Raw genomic sequence first — 18,201 nt, 5'->3', positions numbered from 1 at the left:
CAGGGACGCGTGCTGAAAATGGGGGAGGGGCCCTTGCGCTTCCCCCGGCACCGCAGTATCAGGCCGCCACTGGCCGGCGCCCGTAGCTCAGCTGGATAGAGCACCAGACTACGAATCTGGGGGTCAGAGGTTCGAATCCTTTCGGGCGCGCCAGAAACTTCCTCGGTAAATCAGTTGGTTCCGAACCCCGATGCGTTCTCGCAGCGGGGTTTTTCGCATCCGCGGGCGCATGACAGATCCGTGTCGAAAAACCCCCACACGGCCATTGCGCCGCCCGGGAGCCTCGGCTATCACCCCGCCACTGGCCGGCGCCCGTAGCTCAGCTGGATAGAGCACCAGACTACGAATCTGGGGGTCAGAGGTTCGAATCCTTTCGGGCGCGCCAGTTTCCTTGCTTCCTCCGAGCGTGAACACGTCGAAGATGGCCGGTGATTGCTGGCTCTTCGTGCAACCGCCGCCCATGGCCGCTCCTTCCTGCATCGAGTGCAGGGGAGGACAGGCCGCCCATGGCCATGCAGACCGCAGAGACTGTGATCATCGGTGCCGGGCAGGCAGGCGTGCCACTGGCGCGCGCGTTGGCTGAGGCGGGCCGGGATATCCTGCTGGTCGAGCGTGATGCCCTCGGCGGCTCCTGCGTCAATTTCGGCTGCACGCCCAGCAAGGCGGTGATCGCCTCCGCCCGCCTGGCTGCCCAGGCCCGCCGCGCGGCCGAATGGGGCGTCACGATTCCCACCGTGGAGGTGGATTTCGCCGCGGTGATGGACCGTGCCCGCTCCCTGGTGGCGGAGCAGCGTGGCGAGCTGGAAGAGAGCTTCCGCCAGCCCGGGGCAGCGCGGCTGCTGCGCGGGGAGGCCAGGATCGAAGGACAGGACGGCAACCGCTTCCGCATCCGCGCGGGGGAGGCCGTGGTGCTGGCCGACAGGCTGGTGCTCGACACCGGTTCCCGCGCGGCGCGGCCGGACCTGCCCGGGCTGGAGCAGGTGCCGCTGATCGACAGCCGCAACTGGATCGACCTTCGCGAGCGTCCGGGACATCTGCTCTTCCTGGGCGGCGGCACCATCGCGCTGGAGCTGGCCCAGGCCTTTCGCCGCCTGGGATCGGCCGTGACCATCGTCGAGGCGGGGCCGCAGCTCACCGAACGGGAGGACCCAGATGTGGCGGAGGTGCTGCAACGGACCCTGGAGGCGGAGGGGATCGCCATCCATCTGGGCGCGAAGCCCGAGCGAGTGGAGGCAGGCGGCGAGGGGGTGCGTCTGCATCTGGGAGGCCGGGTGCTGGAGGGCACGCATCTCTTCCTCGCCACCGGGCGCCAGGCGAACACGGACACGCTGGGGCTGGAGAGCATTGGCCTGCATCCCGGGGAGAAGGGTGTGCTGGAGGTGGACGAGCGTTTGCGGACCGGCGTGGATGGGGTCTTCGCGGTCGGCGACATCCGGGGCGGACCGCAGTTCACCCACACCGCCTACGACGATTTCCGCGTCCTGCGATCGCTGTTCCTGGAGGACGGCGCCCGCACCACGCGGCGCATCGTGCCCTATGCCATCTTCACTGAGCCGGAACTGGGGCGCGTGGGCCTGTCGGAGCAGGAGGCACGCAAGGCCGGCTATCCCTATCGCATCGGGCGGAAGCCGATGGCGGAAAGCGGCAAGGCCCGCGACATCGGCCGCACCGAGGGCTTCATCAAGGTTCTCTCGGACCCCGGGACCGGGAAGATCCTCGGCGCCGCCGCCCTCTGCGATTCGGGGGCGGAGGTGGTGCAGCTCTTCGTGGAGCTGATGAATGCGGGGGCGGATCTGCGCACCATGCTGGACGGCGTGCATATCCACCCCACCCTGGGCGAGGCCGCGAAGAACGCCGCCGCTGCCCTGGACGATTAGGGTGGAAAAACCGTTCTTCTGCCCATGGACGAAGGCGGCGTGTCAGGCTAGTTAGCCGCCAACGCCTCTCCGGCCGCTTTCCATGGCCAGGTCCCGTTCGTCTAGAGGCCTAGGACACCGCCCTTTCACGGCGGCGACACGGGTTCGAATCCCGTACGGGACGCCACAACTCCAGCATTTCTGCGGGTTTTATGGCAGGGCAGGGGTTTCACCCCACAATCACCCCCACACTTTGCGGGGGATAAGCTGCGGATCCGCCTGCTTCCACCACCAGCTCGTGCCACTCCGCCTCGGGTAGCACCGGCTCGGTGAACCAGGGGTGCTCAGCCCAGGTCTTCAGGCCGCCAGGCGGCTCCTGCCTGTCGTCCGCCAGTTCCACAGCGCTCGCCCGGATCTGGGCCAGGATACCCTCCACCAGGGGACGCACCGTCTCGGGCTGTGGAACGGCATGGAATAGGAACCCTGTTGGAGGGGTGATCGGCGTCCAAACGGGACCCCACTGACGGCGGGGTTCACAGTGGTTCCCGGGATGATCGGGAGCCAGGGCTGGGATGCTGGTCGTGGAGACGGTGGCAAAGATCCGGCGCCTGCACTGGGTGCAGGGCAAGTCGATCAAGGCGATCTGTCGCGAGCTCGGGATTTCGCGAAAGGTGGTCCGGAAGGTTCTGCGGTCCGGGGAGACGGAATTCCGCTACAGCCGGGCGCGGCAGCCGCAGCCCAAGCTGGGACCTTGGCAGGCCGATCTGGAGCGCCTGCTGGAGGCGAACGAGGCGCGGCCGCGGCGCGAGCGGCTGACGCTGGTGCGGGTCTACGAGGCGCTGCGTGGGCTGGGATATGAGGGCGGCTACGACGCGGTCCGGCGCCATGCGCGGGGGTGGCAGGCGTCACGGGCGACGGCGGTGGCAGCAGCCTTCGTGCCGCTGAGCTTCGCGCCGGGCGAGGCGTACCAGTTCGACTGGAGCCACGAGGTCGTGCTGATCGGCGGCACGACGGTAACCGTCAAGGTCGCGCATGTGAGGCTATGCTACAGCCGGATGCTGTTCGTTCGCGCTTATCCGCGCGAGACGCAGGAGATGGTGTTCGACGCCCATGACCGGGCGTTCGCCTTCTTTCGCGGCACCTGCACGCGGGGCATCTACGACAACATGCGCACGGCGGTGGACGCGATCCTGGTGGGACGGGATCGTGCCTACAACCGGCGTTTCCTGCACATGTGCAGCCACTACCTGGTCGAGCCGGTGGCCTGCACTCCGGCCTCAGGCTGGGAGAAAGGTCAGGTCGAGAACCAGGTCGGGCTGGTGCGGGAGCGGTTCTTTACGCCGCGACTGCGGGTGAGGAGCTACGAGGAGCTGAACGCCCTTCTGCTGGACCGGTGCGTGTCCCATGCCCGGGCCAATCGGCATCCGGAGCAGAGGGAGCGGACAGTCTGGGAGGCGTTCGAGGCGGAGCGGCCAAGCCTGGTGCCCTATGCCGGACGGTTCGACGGGTTCCATGCCGTGCCTGCCGCGGTGTCCAAGACCTGCCTGGTGCGGTTCGACAACAACAAGTACTCGGTGATGGCGAGCGCGGTGGGGCGGCCGGTCGAGATCCGGGCCTATGCCGAGCGGATCGAGCTGCGCCAGGACGGCCGGGTGGTGGGCGAGCACCGGCGCGTGTTCGGCCGGGACCAGACGGTGTTCGACCCCTGGCACTACGTGCCCGTGCTGGCGCGCAAACCTGGAGCGCTGCGCAACGGGGCACCGTTCAAGGACTGGCTGCTGCCCGGTGCACTGGAACGGGTCCGCCGCAAGCTGGCCGCGGCCGCCGATGGCGACCGGCAGATGGTGGAGATCCTGACCAGGGTGTTGGACGACGGTCTGGCTGCGGTCGAGGCCGCTTGCAGCGAGGCGCTGCGCGAGGGCGTCCACTCGGCCGACGTCATCCTCAACATCCTCGCCCGCCAGCGCGAGCCACCGCCGCCGGTGACCATCCTGACCCCGGAGGCGCTCCGGCTGCGGCATGCGCCGCTGGCCGACTGCACCCGCTACGACAGCCTGAGGAGAGGACCCTGATGGAACGCACCGCTATCCTCGCCACCATGGGCGAGCTCAAGCTCTACGGCATGCGCGCGGCGTTTGACGCCATCATCACGGCCGCCGTCAAACGCCAACATGAGCCACAGCAGGTCATCGGCGACTTTGTCTCGGCCGAGATCGCCGAGAAGCAGGCGCGCTCGATCAAGTACCAGATCACCACCGCCAAGCTGCCGCTGGCCAAGGACGTGGACGAGTTCGGGTTCGACGGTACCCCGGTCAACGAGGCTCTGGTCCGTGATCTCGCGGGGGGTGGGTTCCTGGCCCAGCAGCGCAACGTGGTACTCGTCGGCGGCACCGGCACAGGCAAAACTCATTTGGCCATCGCCATTGCCCGGGCCTGCATCCGCGATGGAGCGCGCGGGCGGTTCTACAACGTGGTGGACCTGGTGAACCGTCTTGAGGCCGAGACCCGGGCCGGACGACAAGGGCGCATCGCCGACCATCTCTGCCGCCTGGATTTCGTTGTCCTCGACGAGCTTGGCTACCTGCCGTTCGCCCAGTCCGGCGGCCAGTTGCTGTTCCACCTGGTCAGCCGCCTCTACGAGCAGACCTCGGTCATCGTCACCACCAACCTCGCCTTTGGTGAATGGCCCAGCGTCTTTGGGGACGCCAAGATGACCACCGCCTTGCTCGACCGCCTCACTCACCACTGCGACATCGTCGAGACCGGCAACGACAGTTGGCGATTCAAGAACCGCGCCTGAACGCCTTACAAGAGGGGTCCCTTTTGCGCGCCGATCTGGGGTCCCCATTCAATGCCGATTGACACACTGTGCCTCTTCGAACCGGTGTTGCACCGAGAACAGCCAGATCCCGATTGTGGCGGCCAGGGCAATGCTGGGCAGGTGTACCAGGAGCACGTCCGAGAGCTCGAAGGTAAGGACGAGAGTGGTGAAGACACCCACCAGCGAGAAGTTCAGCAGGTAGACGCTGAGGTGTTCCCGTCGGCAGGACCGTGGCGTGTCAAAAGGCAGGCGGTAGAGCACCATGAAGATCACGGATGGCAGAACCATGTGGATCAGCAACGGGTGGTGTGTGGTGCGGTAGAGCCAGCGCCGCGCCGGGCCAAGAGCCCGATATTCAGCAAGGGTCAGGCAGTCCGAATAGAAGTCCGCCGGGATGCCGCGCTTGTCGAGGTTGTTCCACATGCCGTGATGGCGGGCATGGAGGCGCCGCCAGTACGCGAAAGGTGTCAGTGTCACCAGGCTGCAGGCGCCGCCGGCGAACCAGTTGAACCGGGCGGATCGAAACAGTGCATTATGGCCGCAGTCATGCTGCAGCATGAAGATGCGCACGATCAGGCCGGCGGCCGGAACGGAGAGAGCCAGTGTGAGCCACACCGAGATGTCGGTGGCGACATACATTGCTGCGATCGTGAAAAGGTAAAGCCCGAACGTGGAGAAGATCTGCCAGGCAGCCATGGCATCGGATGGTGTCTGATAGGCGCGGATACGTGCCAGCTGAGGCTTGTTGAGCAAGGGAGGCTGCGGTCGAGGTGCTGCTATCGGCACTTTGGAATTCCATGAGTTGTGCCGCCCGGCTTCAGCGAGCTGGACCGGGGGATCAGGGAGGTAGCATACCGAGTCGGCCTTGAATAACTCGTAAGGCACTGATCTAGCTGTGAGATTTTCCGGGCTCGGCGACCTGGATTTGCAGGGTTCGATTGTTTTCGACGACAAACCCTGCGAATCTTGTGGGCATGAAGCACCGCCCGCGCCCGCCGGAACAGGCCGATCTGCTGCGGCCGCGGCTGGTCGACATGATCGATGGGCGGCACGAACTGGTGCGGCTGGCGGCGCTGATCGACTGGTCCTGGTTCGAGCGGGAATGGGCCGGCTTCTTCCCCGCCGCTGAGGGACGGCCGGCCACGCATCCGCGTCTGGTCGCCGGGCTGATGTACCTCCAGCACGCCCATGGCCTCTCCGACGAGGCGGTGCTCGCGCGCTGGGTGGAGAACCCGTACTTCCAGCACTTCACGGGTGAGACCTTCTTCCAGCACCGTGCGCCCATCCATCCCTCCTCTCTCAGCCGCTGGCGCGGTCGCATCGGTGAGGAAGGTGTCGAGTGGTTGCTGACCAGGACGATCGAGGCGGCTCAGGCTTCGGGAGCTGTGACGTCGAACAGCTTGGCCGAGATCGCAGTGGACACCACAGTGATGGAGAAGGCCATCGCCCATCCGACCGACAGCCGCCTCTATGAGCGGGCCCGCCACTCGCTGGTGACGCTGGCGCACAAGGCCGGGATCGCCCTGCGCCAGAACTACAATCGCCTGGCGCCGCGCCTGGCCGGCCAGGTGGGGCGCTACGCCCACGCCCGGCAGTTCCGCCGCATGCGCAAGGCGTTGCGCACGCTCAAGGGCTACACCGGCCGCATCCTGCGCGATGTTGAACGCAAGCTCGGCGCCGTCCCTGACGGGCCACTGCGGGCGCGCATCGAGCAGCGCATCGCCCTCGTCACCCGCCTGCTGCTCCAGACACCGAAGTCGTCCCGCAAGCTCTACGCCCTGCACGAGCCCGAGGTGGACTGCATCGCCAAGGGCAAGGCGCGGGTGCGCTACGAGTTCGGCACGAAGGTCAGCATCGCCACCACCCTCGCCGGTGGCTTCGTCGTCGGCATGCGCAGCCAGCCCGGCAATCCCTACGACGGCCACACCCTCGCCGACGCCCTCCAGCAGGTCGAGACCCTCACCGGCCAGCGTCCCAGCCTCGCCGTGGTCGATCGCGGCTACCGCGGCCATGGCGTCACGGCAACCAGGGTGCTCGTCAGCGGCACCAGCCGCGGCCTCACGCCCCGCCTGCGCCGGCTGCTCCGCCGCCGCAGCGCCATCGAGCCCGAGATCGGCCACATGAAGACCGATGGCCGCCTCGCCCGCTGCGCCCTCAAGGGCACGCTCGGCGATGCTCTCTACGCCGTCCTCTGCGGCTGCGGCCACAACATCCGCAAGATCCTCGCCCACCTCAGGGCCCTTTTGGCCGCTCTCCTCGCCGCCCTCCGACAGGCAATCCTCACCCCGATCAGCCAAGCCAGCGTCCCGACAGGCCGCACCCTGCTCGCAGGGGCGACAGCCTGAAGACGTTGTTCAAGGCCGACTACCGAGAGCGGAAGGGCACGCGGGACTGGCCTTCCAGCGTGCAGCCGAGGACGGACTGTCATGTCCCTGCGGGGCAACCCTGGCCGTTGGCGCGCCTGGTGTTCATCGCCTGGTTGCGGAAGATGCCAATTTCCGCATGGGACAGATGGCTGGCATCGTTTCCTTCCGGAACGGCGCCTGCTTCGGGTTCCTTCGTCGCGATCCTGCGCGGCCTTCCGCTCCGCACCGAGGCGTGCCTCGCCGGCAGCGAGACGAGTTGCGCCCGTTCTGCACCGTGCCGGCCGCTTTCATCCTCAGGCGGCAGGGTGTCGCCAAGGATGCCGGTCGAACCGGCGACTCTTCAGCCGCCGATGCCAACCTCCGAACCGGCCGCGGCGCTCTGCCGCGGAACCGCTCCGGCTACCCGGCTGTCACATAGTCCCGCAGGGCCTCCGCCTCGCCCACCGCCTGCTCGATGCGGGCCTTCACCAGATCCCCGATCGAGACGATGCCGCAGAGGGTCTCGCCCTCATAGACCGGCAGGTGCCGCACCCGGCGGTCCGTGATCATCTCCAGGGCCTTGGTGATCGGCGTTTCCGGCGCCACCGTGTGCACCACACGCGTCATCACGTCGGCGGCCACCAGCCCATCGACCGAGCCCGCATCACCGGCCAGCGCCCGCACGATGTCACGCTCGGACAGGATGCCGAGAACAGGTCCCGCCGCTTCCTCCGCCTCCCGCACGAGCACGGCACCAAGCCGGTGCTGCACGAGGATGCGCGCCACCTCCACCAATGGCAGTTGCGGCCGCACGCTGATCACCTCGGAGCCCTTGTTGCGCAGGATGGTCTTCACCGTCATCGTTGCCTCCACCGCCCGCCGGCTCTTATCCACCGGTTGAAGCCATGGTGGCCGTGGGTGGGGCGCCGGTGACAAGCGGAAACACCTGCTGCTCACCGCGCCGTGAAGGAGCGTGCCCCCTCGCTCCATGACGGCTTCCACGCCGGCCGTGGGGGCGGACCGGGTGGCCACCTCAGAAACGATCAAGGAACGCATGTCGGCAAAGCTCTGGTCCCTCGGAACCTTCCTCGTGGCGCTTGGGATCGCGGCCTATGCGGTGGGCTGGGAAACCCTGCTCTGGGTACCGCGCCGGGTCCTGGATTCCCTGGTCTGGGTGCCCGGTGCGATCCTGGAAACCGTGCGGACCTCGCCGGCCACGGCCATCGTCATCGGGCTGGGTATCGTCCTGATGGTGGCCGCACGCGTGCTCGGCCGGCATCGGGGATAAGGCAGGCTGCTGCGGCACGGCGCCATCCGGGAGTCTCCATCCGGGGTGGATGCGCGTGCCGGAAGTGCCCAGGCATCCTCCCAACGTCCCATCCGGTCGGGACAAGCCCACTGTGGAAGCAAGGCTGCGGCGGAGGCCAGGCACGGCTCCGAGCCCTTGCGGCAGCAACCCCGGGCCACGAACTGGGCTTTCTGCCACGGATGGGGATCCGCAACAGGCAAGGGGGGTCACGCTTGACCGAATGGAAGAAAGTGATCCTGGGGATCGCGATGGTGGCCTGTGCCATGACGGGCGGGACGACGGCCGCTGCTGCCGCCAAGCCGCATGCCGCCCCGCATCGCCCTCATGCCAGTCATCACACCATCCACCATACCGGCCACCATACCGGCCAGGGGACGCAGCATCGCCCGCGTCCCGTGGCCGGGCGGCATCCCGCGCCACGTCACGGGGCGCAGCGGCAGGCCACGCAGGAGCAGCGTGGCCATGCTTCGGTCTATTCCCGGCGCCTCGCCGGGAGGCCCATGGCCGATGGCGGCCGTTTCGACCCGGGGTCCGACACGGTGGCTAGCCGGACCCTGCCGCTGGGCACGCAGGCCCGCGTGACGAACTTGCGCAACGGCCGTTCGGCCGTCGTCAGCGTGCGCGACCGGGGACCGCATCGCGGCGGCCGCATCCTCGATGTCAGCCCGGGCGTCGCGGCCAGGTTGGGCATGCCGGAAACCGGCACGGCGCCCGTGGCGATCGTCGCGCTCTCCACCCCTGGCCTCGCGGGTCGTGCCGAAGCCGCGCCGATGGGGAGGCCCGGCCGCTGACGGAAGAAGGGCATCCCCGGCGGCGGCGCGGCCGCGCCTCTCACCGGAGGCGCGCGGTCCGCTTCCGGAAACGGGCCGTCACCGCGGCGGTGCCGGGGGCTTGGCCACCGGTTTCACCCGGGCCTCGACCTGGGCCTTGACCACCGAGGCCTCGAACTCCCAAGGCGTCATGTCCAGCACCAGGCGCTCTTCCGGCGCATCCCGCAGCAGGCTGGCCGGCACGGAAAAGGGTGCCGTCCCGATCCCCAGGGCCGGACTGGGCAGGATCCTCACCACGGCCGAAGGCGGGGCGCCGGTGACGCCGTTCACCGTGCCGATCCGCGTCTCGTCCATGGCCCAGACCTCCTTGCCGCGCAGGTCATCCGGTCCCCGCAGATTGGGCGCGGCCGCGAGCGGCGTTGCCGTGAGCAACGCCAGCATCGGCCACTGGGTCATCCATGGGGCACGGCGCCGGCATGACCGCGCGGGGCCCCGGGCACGGGGAAAGGACGGGAACATGGTGGAGGGCTTCTTGCATTCTCCGCCTCCCAATGCCAGAGCCGCGAAGGCCCGGCAGGCCGCGCGGACCCGTCCGGATCGTAGACGAGGGCTGGCTCACAGCGGAAAGAAACCCGGGATGAGGGTGCAGGAAGGCTTTGTCGTGCTGTCCTCGGCGGTGTGCAGCGGCGCCAGGGCGGGGGAGATCGCCAGGGCCCTGGTTGCGGCGCGGCTGGCGGCCTGCGTGCAGGTCACGCCGGCCGAAAACACCTATCGCTGGCAGGGTGAGGTGCAGGCCGGACCGGAATCCTGCTCCAGGCAAAGACCACGCGCGACCGGCTGATGAGGGCGCTGGCCAAGCACGCCGGGGTGGCATGGACCCTCTGACACGCCTGCTGATCCAGATGGCGCAGTGGTGGCGCCATCCGCCTGGGCGCCGGAAGGCCGTGGTGATCCTGGCGGCGCTGCTCCTGTCCTTTCTGCTCGTGGGCATCGAGAGGATCGTCGGCTGGCCCAGTTGGCTGCGGACCGAGCCGGTGCCGATCCACCGCCTGCCCTGACCTGGTTGGGGGGCATGGCGACAGCGGCGCTGGCCGATGGTGCCACGGCGCGGGCCGGCGGCAGGGTTGCGTGGACCGGGCTGGACCGGCACGGTGCCCTGCCGCAGCTTCGCCCGTGATGTTCGCCACGATCCTCGACGGTTCCGCGCGGAGGCTTCTGCGGCCCCTCCTTCTTCTGGCCTTCCTGGTCGCCTCTCCACAGGCGGTCAGCGGCGCCGGCCTCGTCCCCCCATCCTGTGCCATGTCCCAGCTCCTGGCGGTGGATCAGGACCGGGCGGCGCCGTCCCCCACCTGCTATGGAGGGCGCGCCGTGGTGCGGTTCGGCTGGACGCTGGTGGATTATGGCCTCGCCACGATGAAATACGTGATCGGCCTGTTCCTGGTGATCCTGGGCTTTCTCTTCTTGATGCTGGGCTACGTCCTCAGCTTTCTGGACTTCCTGCTCTGCTGGCGATGAAGGCGGAGCCGTCTGTCAGCACCGCACTCAACATCGGCAGCCGGGCAATGGCTGGAGAAGCGGCGGGCCGCCGCCGTCCCAGCAGGACTTGATGCAGGGGATCAGGGGCGCGCCGCTGGCGATCAGCCCGATCGTCGAGCTCTGGCCCGGATGCAGCGGTTCCGATCCCTCGGGATGCAGGCAGACGGGGTCGCCCTGGGCGCCCTGGCCGTCATAGCGGGCGTTCCAGATCTCCAGGATCTGCCAGCTGGGAGTCAGGCAGAGCACCCAGCGCAGCATCGGGACCTGCCCGCCATTGGTGATGACGATCTCGGCCTGGAAACCCTGGCTCCAAGTGCTGACGATGCGGAACTGGACGTGGAGCGACAAGGCGGTGATCCCAGTCCGTGAGAGTGCGTACCAGGAATGTCTATATTAAGAGATTTGCGAGAAAAACGCATCACAGGTTGCCATAATGCTAAACCCGAAGCGAAACGTGGCAAAATGCTACGCTTTGTTGCGGTGCAAACGCCGGACTGCTCATCCAGTTGATGGGATTGTAACACATAAGGCAACTCGTGCGTGCGGCATCCTTCCCCGTCGCGCGGAATTGGTCTGTCCAATCCCTGCCATGCCCCCGGCAGCCATCATGGATTCACCGGACCCGGCAGCATGCCCCCGCGATTCGGCCACCCCTTCCGCAAACGGCCCTGGGGCGCCGCTTCAAACCGGCACTCTTCATGAAACGGACATCGTCCGGACGCGTGAGGCCGCAGCCGGACGAAACGCCCTATCCGCCCGGGCAGGATCCGGCCGGCAGCGCGGCGACATGGTCGTGGATCGCCCCTGCGGTACAGAGCCAGACCTCGGGGTGGGGGGACAGCACATGCGACAGGGCCCGGCGCAGCGCCGCCAGCCGATAGGGCTGCCCGACAATATAGGGATGCAGCGCGATCCCCATCACCTGCGCCCTTCCGTCCCGCACCTGCCGCAGCCGCTCGTCGAAATCCGCCACGATCATCGCCGCGAACTGCTCAGCCCCGTCCTTGCGCGCCACGATGGCGGGGATGTCGTTGACCTCCTGCGGATAGGGGATGGCGAGGATCGGGCCGGAACGGGTGCGGTGCCAGACGGGCTGGTCGTCGCTGCACCAGTTCAGCGTGTAGCGATAGCCTGCCTCGGCCAGCAGGTCAGGGGTCGCCACGCTCTCGGCGATCCAGGGCGAGAGCCAGCCCCGCGGTACCCGGCCCTCGTGGTGGGCCAGCACCGCCGTCGCCTCGGCGATCAGCGCCCGCTCGGCCTCTTCCGACAGCACGCTCTGCCGCTCGCTGTTGGTCCGTCCATGCCCGGCGATCTCGTCGCCCCGCGCCCGGTGCGCCGCCATGAGCTGTGGCGCGTGGCCGTACATGGCGCTGTTGGCCAGGACGGTGCAGGGCGCGCCCAGCTCGTCCAGCAGCTCCAGCAGCCTCCAGGCACCCACCCGGTTGCCGTAGTCGCGCCAGGCATGGTTCAGCACGTCCGGCTGCGGCCCGCCGGGCGCCAGCTCCGCGCCCAGGCCCTCGCCGAAGGCGAAGTGCTCCAGGTTCACGCCGAGATAGACCGCGAGGTGCCCGCCATTGGGCCAGGCCCAGCGCGGTCGTTCCGGCCAGGGGTGGTAGTCGTGGCGGCCATGCTGGCGCAGCATGCGAGACCCTCGCGAGACCAAGGAAGAACGGAGGAAAGGGTGCATGCGGAAGCGGAGTGGTCTAGAGGGTGCCGCCATGTCGTCCTCCAAGTCGGATGACGCGGCGGCCCGTCGGCTCCTGTCCCGGGTCGCGCGCGAGGATCGTCCGCGCCTCCTCCGCTCCACCGGCCTCGGCCTCGCCGCGGCCGTCTGCGGCATCGCCCAGGCCTGGTTCATCGCCACGCTGCTCGCCGCCCTGCTCGGCTTCCCGGAGGCCGTGCCCGGCCCAGGGGGGGGATCGGGCTGGACGGCCTTCGCCGCCGCCGCCGTCCTGCTGCTGCTGCAGACCGGACTGGGCATGGCGCAGGAACGGGCCCAGCACGCCGCCGGGGCCGCCGCCCGTGCCCGGCTGCGGCAGCAGGCCCTGGCCCGCCTCCTGGAGCTCGGCCCGTCCGACGAGCGCCCGGCGGGCGAGCGTGCGGCGCTCGTGGTGGACCGGGTCGAGGCGCTGGACGGCTATTTCGCCCGCTGGCTCCCCGCCGCCATGCTGGCCCTCCTGGTGCCGGCCGCCATCGCCCTGGCGGCGGGGCTGACGGACCCGGTGGGCGGTCTGATCCTGGCCGCCGGCGGGCTGCTGGTGCCCGTCTCCATGGCCCTGACCGGCATCGGCGCCGCGATCCAGAGCCGCCGGCAGTTCGACGCCCTGCAGCGCCTTTCCGGGCGCTTCCTGGACCGGGTGCGGGGCCTGCCGACCCTGGTCCTGTTCAATCGCCAGGAGGACGAGGCGAAGGCGCTGGGACGCGCCGCCGACGAGCTGCGGCAGCGCACGATGCGGGTGCTGCGCGTGGCCTTCCTGGGTTCCGCCGGGCTGGAGCTGATCGCCGCGGCGGTGCTGGGCTGCCTCGCCTGGCGCCACGCCGCGCTGGTGACGGGGGGGCATCCCTCGCCGGTCTCGGCGCTTTTCGTGCTGCTGCTGGTGCCTGCCTTCTTCGCGCCGCTGCGCGCCTTCTCCGCTGCCTATCACGAGCGCATGTCCGCCGCCGGCGCCGCCGCCGAGCTGGCGCCGCTCCTCGATGCGCCGGAACGGGAGGGACTGCTGCTGGAGGAAGTGCCGCCCTCGGTGGTGCTGACCTTCGAGAATGTCTCGCTGCGCTATGACCCCGCCCGTCCCCCGGCGCTGGACGGCGTGACCTTCCGCGTGATGCCGGGCGAGACGCTGGTGCTGTCCGGGCCTTCCGGCGCCGGGAAGTCTTCCGTGCTGCGCCTGCTGCTGGGCTTCCGCCGGCCCGATTCCGGCCGCATCGCGCTGAACGGGCGCGACGCCCTGGCGCTTCGGCCGGAGGAGCTGCGCCGCCTGTCCGCCTATGTCCCGCAACGCCCGCATCTGTTCCGCGACACGATCCGTGAGAACATCCGCCTCGCCCGGCCGGAGGCCGACGACGCGGCGGTGGAGGCGGCGGCGCGCGAGGCGCGGGTGACGGATTTCGCCGCGGGCCTGCCCCAGGGCCTCGACACGCTGGTGGGCGAGGGGGGCTGGGGGATTTCCGGCGGGCAGGCGCAGCGCGTGGCTCTGGCCCGGGCCTTCCTGCGCGACCGGCCGCTGGTGCTGCTGGACGAGCCGACCGCGCACCTGGATCCCGGCACCGAGGCCGAGGTGCTGGACGGGCTGCGACGCCTCTGCGCCGGGCGGACGGCGGTGATCGCCAGCCATTCCTCCCTGCTGCGCCAGCGCTTCCCAGCCCGGGTCCTGACCCTGGAGGAAGGGCATGTGACCGGCCAGGCGCGCCGGGGCAGGGAGGCCGACCATGTGGCGTGACCTCGCCCGCATCCTGGGTCTGTGGCGGGCGCACCGGACCGCGCTGGCGCTGGGCGCGCTGGTCGCCTGCCTCGCCGCCCTGTCCGGCGTCGCCCTGCTGTCCCTGGCCGGGCACGGCGTGTCGCAGGGGCTGCGGCACGGCGCCATGGCCGCCGCCGCGGGCGCGCTGCTGCTGCTGCGGCCACTGATCCTGCTGCGCCCCGTGCTGCGCTGGCTGGAGCGGATGACCACCCATGCCGCCACCTTCCGCGCCCTGGCCGATACCCGCGTCTGGTTCTTCCGCCGGCTGGCGGAGCGCCTTCCAACAGGGATCGGGCTGCACCGCGCCGGCGACCTGCTGGGCCGGCTGGTTTCCGATGTGGAGGCGCTGGACGGACTCTACCTCCGTGCCCTGGCGCCGATGGCGGCGGCCACGGCCACGGTGCTGGCCATCGCCGCCCTGCTGGGCTGGGCCTCGCCCGGGCTGATGGCCGTGGTGGCCCTGCCGCTGGCCCTGGCCCTGCTGCTGCCGCCGATCCTCGCCCCGCTGGCGGCGCGCCGTTCCGCCGCGGTGGCGGAGGCGCGGGGTGCCCTCCGCGCCCGCGCCGTGGAGCCGCTGCTGGGGCTGGAGGACGTGCTGTCCAACAATGGCGAGGCCCGGGCCGGGGCGCGCCTGGCCGAGGCGGGTGTGGCCCAGTCCCTGGCCGAGGGCCGCGCCTCGCGCATCGGCACGCTGGGCGGGGCCGCCGGGGCGCTGCTGGCCCAGGCTGCGCTGCTCGGCGCCCTGGCCTGGGGTCTCGCGGGCGGAGCCTCGGCGGCGGTGCTGGCGGTGCCGGCCCTGTTCCTCGCCCTCGCCGCCGCCGAGAGCCTCGCCGCGCTGCCGCGCGCCGGCCTCGCCCTGGCGGGGGCCGGGGCCGCCGCGCGCCGCCTGCTGGAGGCCGCCGATGCCCCGGTCCCGGCGCCCGACCCGGCCGTGCCGGCGCCGCTGCCGCCGGGCCATGCCATCCGCATGCGCGACATCCGTTTCGGCTGGGAGGCGGGGCGGGAACCGGTGCTGGACGGCTTCTCGCTGGAGATCCCGGAAGGGGCGCGGGTGGTGCTGCTCGGCCCCTCCGGCGCCGGCAAGTCCACCGTGGCGGCGCTGCTGCTGGGCCTCGCCCGGCCGCAATCCGGCAGCATCACCCTGGGGGGTGTGGAGATCGCCAGCCTCGCCGCCCACGACCTGCGCCGCCGCGTCACCTGCCTGACCCAGGATGCCCGGCTCTTCGACGACACGATCGCCGCCAATCTCCGCCTCGCCCTGCCGGAAGCGGAGGAGGCCGCGCTCTGGCAGGCGCTCGACCGCGCCCGGATCGGTGATCTGGTCCGCGCCTTGCCGGACGGGCTGGAGACGCGCTGCGGGGAGGCGGGAGCGCGCTTCTCGGGCGGGCAGGCGCGGCGGCTGGCCCTGGCCCGGGCGCTGCTCTCCCCGGCGCCGGTGCTGATCCTGGACGAGCCCGCCGCCGGCCTCGACGTCACCGCCGAGCGCGCCTTCCTGGAAACCCTGGACGAGGCCGCCGCCGGGCGCACGGTGCTGCTGATCGCGCATCGCCTGACCGGGGTGGAGCGCCCGACGCGGGTGCTGCGCCTGGCCGGCGGGCGGGCCTTCCATGCGGCTGGCTGATCACAATGAATCAGGCGGGTGCGCGCGGTGGCCGCGAAGCCGCCCTGGCCCGTTGACGGGGCGGAAGGGGCATCGCATGGCACGCGCTGTCACATTGTCCCGGAGACGCGCGCCGATGCGCCGGTTTTTCCTGCTTGCCTCCCTTGCGGCCCTGCCCCTGCTGGCGGCCTGCGCCAGCCCGAGGATGGGCACGCCCCAGGCCCGCGTCGTCTTCTTCGAGCGTGACGACGCGACGCTCGACGATGCGGCCAAGGGCCTGATCGCCGAGGCGGCCGACATCGCCAACCGCTATCCTGAAACCAAGGTCAGCGTCCTGGGCTTCGCCAATCCCGAGCCGACCCCCGTGCCGGGCGGCAACCGGGAGCTGAGCCAGCGCCGGGCCGAGGCCGTGGCGGCGCAACTGCGTGCGAACAAGGTGGATGCGTCGCGCATTACCGTCCTGCCACTCGGCGCGGTCCCCTACGAGCGTGCCCCCGTCGAGAGCCGGCGGGTGGAGATCAAGATCGGAAACTGATGCTTGGATTTCTGCGTGACCGCCTGACCGACCGAGGGACCGGGCAGGAGGCCGACGGCCCCCGCAAGGTCCTGAACGACGTCTTCGGCCACAAGGAATTCCGTGGGCGCCAGGAGGAGATCGTCCACCACATCGTGGCGGGCGGCTCCGGCCTGGTGCTGATGCCGACGGGTGGCGGCAAGAGCCTGTGCTACCAGGTCCCCGCCCTCTGCCGCCCCGGCCTGGGCGTGGTGGTCTCGCCGCTGATCGCGCTGATGGAGGACCAGGTCTCGGCCCTCCGCCAGGCGGGCGTGGCGGCCGCCGCGCTGCATTCCGAGATGGAGGAGGGCGAGCGCGGCAACCTGTTCCGCGACCTGTCGCGCGGCGCGCTCAAGCTGCTCTACGTCTCGCCCGAGCGGCTGAACCTCGAATCGACGCTGGAGCGGCTGGGCCGCACCGAGCTCGCCCTCTTCGCCATCGACGAGGCGCATTGCGTTAGCCAGTGGGGGCATCACTTCCGTCCCGACTACCGCGGCCTCGACGTGCTGGCGCGCCTTTTTCCCGAGGTGCCGCGCATCGCGCTCACCGCCACCGCCGATGCGCGGACGGTGGAGGATATCCGCGAGCGCCTGAGCCTGACGGAGGATCCGGTCTTCCGCGGCGGCTTCGACCGCCCCAACATCCGCATCGAGGCCGCGCCGCGCGAAAGCGCCCGGCGGCAGATCCTGGCCTTCGCGCGGGAGGCCTCGGACGGGCGGGGCGCCGGCATCGTCTATTGCGCCACCCGCAAGGGCGCCGAGCAGACCGCCGGCTGGCTGCGCGAGAACGGGCACGACGCCATCTCCTTCCATGCGGGGATGGAGGCCGCCGACAAGCGCGCCGCGCACAAGCGCTTCGCCAGCGGCGACGCGGTGGTGATGGCGGCGACCGTCGCCTTCGGCATGGGCATCGACCGGCCCGATGTGCGCTGGGTCGCCCATGCCGCGCTGCCGGCCAGCCCGGAGAGCTGGTACCAGGAGATCGGCCGCGCCGGGCGCGACGGGCTGCCGGCCCGCGCCCTGCTGCTGCACGGGGCGGAGGACATCGTCTGGGCGCGGCACCGGCTGGAGGACAGCCCGGCCTCGGACGAGCAGAAGCGCATCGAGCGCGAGCGGCTGAACCGCATGGTCGCCATCGCCGAGAGCCCGACCTGCCGCCGCCGCATCCTGCTGCGCTGCTTCGGCGAGGACCTGGAGCAGGACTGCGGCAATTGCGACGCCTGCCTGCGTCCGCCCAGCCTGCGCGACGGGACCGTGGCGGCGCAGAAGCTGCTTTCCGCCGTGGTCCGCACCGGCAGCCGCTTCGGCCTGGGCCATCTGGTGGACGTGCTGCGTGGCGAAAAGACGGAGAAGGTCCTCCAGTTCGGACACGACCAGCTCCCCACCTTCGGGGTGGGCCGCGACGTCTCGCCGCAGCATTGGCGCAGCATCGCCCGCCAGCTCGTGGCGCGCGGCGCGCTGGACGTGGCGGTGGAGAACCACGGCGAGTACCGCCCGACCGAGGCGGCCCGCCCCATCCTGAAGGGGCAGGAGAAGGTCATGCTGCGGGAGGACGCCGCCCTGCCGCGCGTCTCCGCCCGTGGCGGCCCGCGCCGGCGCGAAGCACCCGCCGCCTCCGGCGATCCGGTCTTCGAGGCGCTGCGCTCCTGGCGGCGGGACGAGGCCCAGCGCCAGGCGCTGCCCGCCTACATGATCTTCAGCGACCGCACGCTGAGCGAGATCGCGGCGCAGAAGCCCACGGACCTGGACGAACTGGCCACCGTTCCCGGCGTCGGGGCCAGCAAGCTGGAGCGTTACGGCGAGGACGTGCTGGACGTGCTGGCGACCTGCGGCCGGGGGTGAGGCTGTCCCCCGCCTGGACAAAATAAACTCGCCCGTCCTTCTGGTGCCGGATTACTTCTCGTAACATTTCCGTGTCGCTACATTTGCTCAACCTTTGGTTGAGGAATCGACA

At 70.2% G+C, this 18,201-nt stretch carries 18 protein-coding genes and 3 tRNA genes; 16 read left to right on the top strand and 5 right to left on the bottom strand.

Annotation, left to right across the window (positions count from 1 at the left end; genetic code table 11):
* Window positions 1-76: 76 nt before the first annotated feature.
* From CTJ15_RS09745 to istB, 6 genes are all read left to right on the top strand, one after another.
* Window positions 77-153, top strand: a tRNA-Arg gene (locus CTJ15_RS09745).
* 155 nt (window positions 154-308) lie between these two features.
* Window positions 309-385: transfer RNA gene (locus CTJ15_RS09740), tRNA-Arg, on the top strand.
* A 121-nt stretch (window positions 386-506) separates the two neighbouring features.
* Window positions 507-1,877 carry an FAD-dependent oxidoreductase gene (locus tag CTJ15_RS09735; protein WP_099781521.1) on the top strand — a complete coding sequence of 457 codons (1,371 nt, stop codon included), beginning with the start codon at window positions 507-509 and terminating at the stop codon, window positions 1,875-1,877.
* 90 nt (window positions 1,878-1,967) lie between these two features.
* A tRNA-Glu gene (locus CTJ15_RS09730) sits at window positions 1,968-2,043 on the top strand.
* Window positions 2,044-2,428: 385 nt separating this feature from the next.
* On the top strand, window positions 2,429-3,928 hold the full coding sequence (gene istA, locus CTJ15_RS09720) for an IS21 family transposase (RefSeq protein ID WP_099780886.1): 1,500 nt from the start codon (window positions 2,429-2,431) through the stop codon (window positions 3,926-3,928).
* A complete protein-coding gene (istB, locus tag CTJ15_RS09715; protein WP_099780961.1) occupies window positions 3,928-4,656 on the top strand; it encodes an IS21-like element helper ATPase IstB in 729 nt (242 codons plus the stop codon). The genes istA and istB overlap by 1 nt, the downstream gene beginning before the upstream one ends.
* A gap of 48 nt (window positions 4,657-4,704) precedes the next feature.
* Here istB and CTJ15_RS09710 read toward each other — a convergent pair whose 3' ends face one another.
* The gene (locus CTJ15_RS09710; protein WP_226946099.1) at window positions 4,705-5,430 is read right to left on the bottom strand and encodes a fatty acid desaturase; all 726 of its coding nucleotides are present in this window, start codon (window positions 5,428-5,430) and stop codon (window positions 4,705-4,707) included.
* A 221-nt stretch (window positions 5,431-5,651) separates the two neighbouring features.
* Between CTJ15_RS09710 and CTJ15_RS09705 the strand changes: the two genes are divergently transcribed.
* A complete protein-coding gene (locus CTJ15_RS09705) occupies window positions 5,652-7,022 on the top strand; it encodes an IS5 family transposase (RefSeq protein ID WP_226945876.1) in 1,371 nt (456 codons plus the stop codon).
* A 420-nt stretch (window positions 7,023-7,442) separates the two neighbouring features.
* On the opposite strand, the gene CTJ15_RS09700 is transcribed toward CTJ15_RS09705, so the two are convergent.
* Window positions 7,443-7,883: a CBS domain-containing protein gene (locus tag CTJ15_RS09700; RefSeq protein ID WP_019459969.1), complete on the bottom strand. Its 441-nt coding sequence runs from the start codon at window positions 7,881-7,883 to the stop codon at window positions 7,443-7,445.
* A 127-nt stretch (window positions 7,884-8,010) separates the two neighbouring features.
* On the opposite strand from CTJ15_RS09700, the gene CTJ15_RS09695 reads away from it, so the two are divergent.
* Complete coding sequence (locus CTJ15_RS09695; protein WP_226946098.1) at window positions 8,011-8,310, top strand: hypothetical protein; 300 nt, start codon at window positions 8,011-8,013, stop codon at window positions 8,308-8,310.
* A 233-nt stretch (window positions 8,311-8,543) separates the two neighbouring features.
* Window positions 8,544-9,122, top strand: a complete 579-nt coding sequence (locus CTJ15_RS09690) for a septal ring lytic transglycosylase RlpA family protein (protein ID WP_075821557.1) — start codon at window positions 8,544-8,546, stop codon at window positions 9,120-9,122.
* 78 nt (window positions 9,123-9,200) lie between these two features.
* On the opposite strand, the gene CTJ15_RS09685 is transcribed toward CTJ15_RS09690, so the two are convergent.
* The gene (locus CTJ15_RS09685) at window positions 9,201-9,557 is read right to left on the bottom strand and encodes a hypothetical protein (RefSeq protein WP_139323258.1); all 357 of its coding nucleotides are present in this window, start codon (window positions 9,555-9,557) and stop codon (window positions 9,201-9,203) included.
* A gap of 181 nt (window positions 9,558-9,738) precedes the next feature.
* Here CTJ15_RS09685 and cutA point away from each other — a divergent pair, with 181 nt between their 5' ends.
* The 3 genes from cutA to CTJ15_RS09670 all read left to right on the top strand — a co-directional run bounded on the left by cutA (window position 9,739) and on the right by CTJ15_RS09670 (window position 10,616).
* The gene (gene cutA, locus CTJ15_RS09680) at window positions 9,739-9,942 is read left to right on the top strand and encodes a divalent cation tolerance protein CutA (RefSeq protein WP_037252081.1); all 204 of its coding nucleotides are present in this window, start codon (window positions 9,739-9,741) and stop codon (window positions 9,940-9,942) included.
* A 31-nt stretch (window positions 9,943-9,973) separates the two neighbouring features.
* A complete protein-coding gene (locus CTJ15_RS09675) occupies window positions 9,974-10,159 on the top strand; it encodes a hypothetical protein (RefSeq protein WP_019459965.1) in 186 nt (61 codons plus the stop codon).
* Between the two features lie 118 nt (window positions 10,160-10,277).
* Complete coding sequence (locus tag CTJ15_RS09670; RefSeq protein WP_058390203.1) at window positions 10,278-10,616, top strand: hypothetical protein; 339 nt, start codon at window positions 10,278-10,280, stop codon at window positions 10,614-10,616.
* Between the two features lie 27 nt (window positions 10,617-10,643).
* Here the strand turns inward: CTJ15_RS09670 and CTJ15_RS09665 are convergent, their stop codons facing one another.
* Together CTJ15_RS09665 and CTJ15_RS09660 are read right to left on the bottom strand one after the other, a co-directional pair.
* Window positions 10,644-10,985 carry a cellulose binding domain-containing protein gene (locus CTJ15_RS09665; RefSeq protein WP_075821558.1) on the bottom strand — a complete coding sequence of 114 codons (342 nt, stop codon included), beginning with the start codon at window positions 10,983-10,985 and terminating at the stop codon, window positions 10,644-10,646.
* A 400-nt stretch (window positions 10,986-11,385) separates the two neighbouring features.
* Entirely contained in the window at window positions 11,386-12,279 is an 894-nt protein-coding gene (locus tag CTJ15_RS09660; protein ID WP_075821559.1) for a polysaccharide deacetylase family protein, read from the bottom strand.
* 43 nt (window positions 12,280-12,322) lie between these two features.
* Here CTJ15_RS09660 and cydD point away from each other — a divergent pair, with 43 nt between their 5' ends.
* From cydD to recQ, 4 genes are all read left to right on the top strand, one after another.
* Window positions 12,323-14,074 (top strand): thiol reductant ABC exporter subunit CydD, encoded by a 1,752-nt coding sequence (gene cydD, locus CTJ15_RS09655; RefSeq protein ID WP_226946097.1) that lies wholly within the window; start codon window positions 12,323-12,325, stop codon window positions 14,072-14,074.
* Complete coding sequence (gene cydC / locus CTJ15_RS09650) at window positions 14,064-15,716, top strand: thiol reductant ABC exporter subunit CydC (protein ID WP_058390206.1); 1,653 nt, start codon at window positions 14,064-14,066, stop codon at window positions 15,714-15,716. Before cydD ends, cydC begins: the two co-directional genes overlap by 11 nt.
* A 115-nt stretch (window positions 15,717-15,831) precedes the next feature.
* Window positions 15,832-16,230 (top strand): OmpA family protein, encoded by a 399-nt coding sequence (locus CTJ15_RS09645; protein ID WP_019459959.1) that lies wholly within the window; start codon window positions 15,832-15,834, stop codon window positions 16,228-16,230.
* Window positions 16,230-18,089 (top strand): DNA helicase RecQ, encoded by a 1,860-nt coding sequence (gene recQ, locus CTJ15_RS09640; protein WP_083755539.1) that lies wholly within the window; start codon window positions 16,230-16,232, stop codon window positions 18,087-18,089. The genes CTJ15_RS09645 and recQ overlap by 1 nt, the downstream gene beginning before the upstream one ends.
* Window positions 18,090-18,201: the final 112 nt, after the last annotated feature.

This window comes from Roseomonas sp. FDAARGOS_362 (assembly GCF_002754815.1).
Classification (GTDB): domain Bacteria; phylum Pseudomonadota; class Alphaproteobacteria; order Acetobacterales; family Acetobacteraceae; genus Roseomonas; species Roseomonas mucosa.
The sequence above is the reverse complement of the archived record's forward strand: the minus strand, read 5'-3'. Positions and strand labels throughout refer to the sequence as shown.

Bases quoted from the DNA above. Each gene is read 5' to 3' on its own strand.
- CTJ15_RS09735 (WP_099781521.1), top strand. From the start codon at position 507: ATGGCCATGCAGACCGCAGAGACTGTGATCATCGGTGCCGGGCAGGCA.
- istA (WP_099780886.1), top strand. From the start codon at position 2,429: ATGCTGGTCGTGGAGACGGTGGCAAAGATCCGGCGCCTGCACTGGGTG.
- istB (WP_099780961.1), top strand. From the start codon at position 3,928: ATGGAACGCACCGCTATCCTCGCCACCATGGGCGAGCTCAAGCTCTAC.
- CTJ15_RS09705 (WP_226945876.1), top strand. From the start codon at position 5,652: ATGAAGCACCGCCCGCGCCCGCCGGAACAGGCCGATCTGCTGCGGCCG.
- CTJ15_RS09700 (WP_019459969.1), bottom strand. From the start codon at position 7,883: ATGACGGTGAAGACCATCCTGCGCAACAAGGGCTCCGAGGTGATCAGC.
- CTJ15_RS09695 (WP_226946098.1), top strand. From the start codon at position 8,011: ATGACGGCTTCCACGCCGGCCGTGGGGGCGGACCGGGTGGCCACCTCA.
- CTJ15_RS09685 (WP_139323258.1), bottom strand. From the start codon at position 9,557: ATGACCCAGTGGCCGATGCTGGCGTTGCTCACGGCAACGCCGCTCGCG.
- cutA (WP_037252081.1), top strand. From the start codon at position 9,739: ATGAGGGTGCAGGAAGGCTTTGTCGTGCTGTCCTCGGCGGTGTGCAGC.
- CTJ15_RS09675 (WP_019459965.1), top strand. From the start codon at position 9,974: ATGGACCCTCTGACACGCCTGCTGATCCAGATGGCGCAGTGGTGGCGC.
- CTJ15_RS09670 (WP_058390203.1), top strand. From the start codon at position 10,278: ATGTTCGCCACGATCCTCGACGGTTCCGCGCGGAGGCTTCTGCGGCCC.
- CTJ15_RS09660 (WP_075821559.1), bottom strand. From the start codon at position 12,279: ATGCTGCGCCAGCATGGCCGCCACGACTACCACCCCTGGCCGGAACGA.
- cydD (WP_226946097.1), top strand. From the start codon at position 12,323: ATGCGGAAGCGGAGTGGTCTAGAGGGTGCCGCCATGTCGTCCTCCAAG.
- cydC (WP_058390206.1), top strand. From the start codon at position 14,064: ATGTGGCGTGACCTCGCCCGCATCCTGGGTCTGTGGCGGGCGCACCGG.
- CTJ15_RS09645 (WP_019459959.1), top strand. From the start codon at position 15,832: ATGCGCCGGTTTTTCCTGCTTGCCTCCCTTGCGGCCCTGCCCCTGCTG.
- recQ (WP_083755539.1), top strand. From the start codon at position 16,230: ATGCTTGGATTTCTGCGTGACCGCCTGACCGACCGAGGGACCGGGCAG.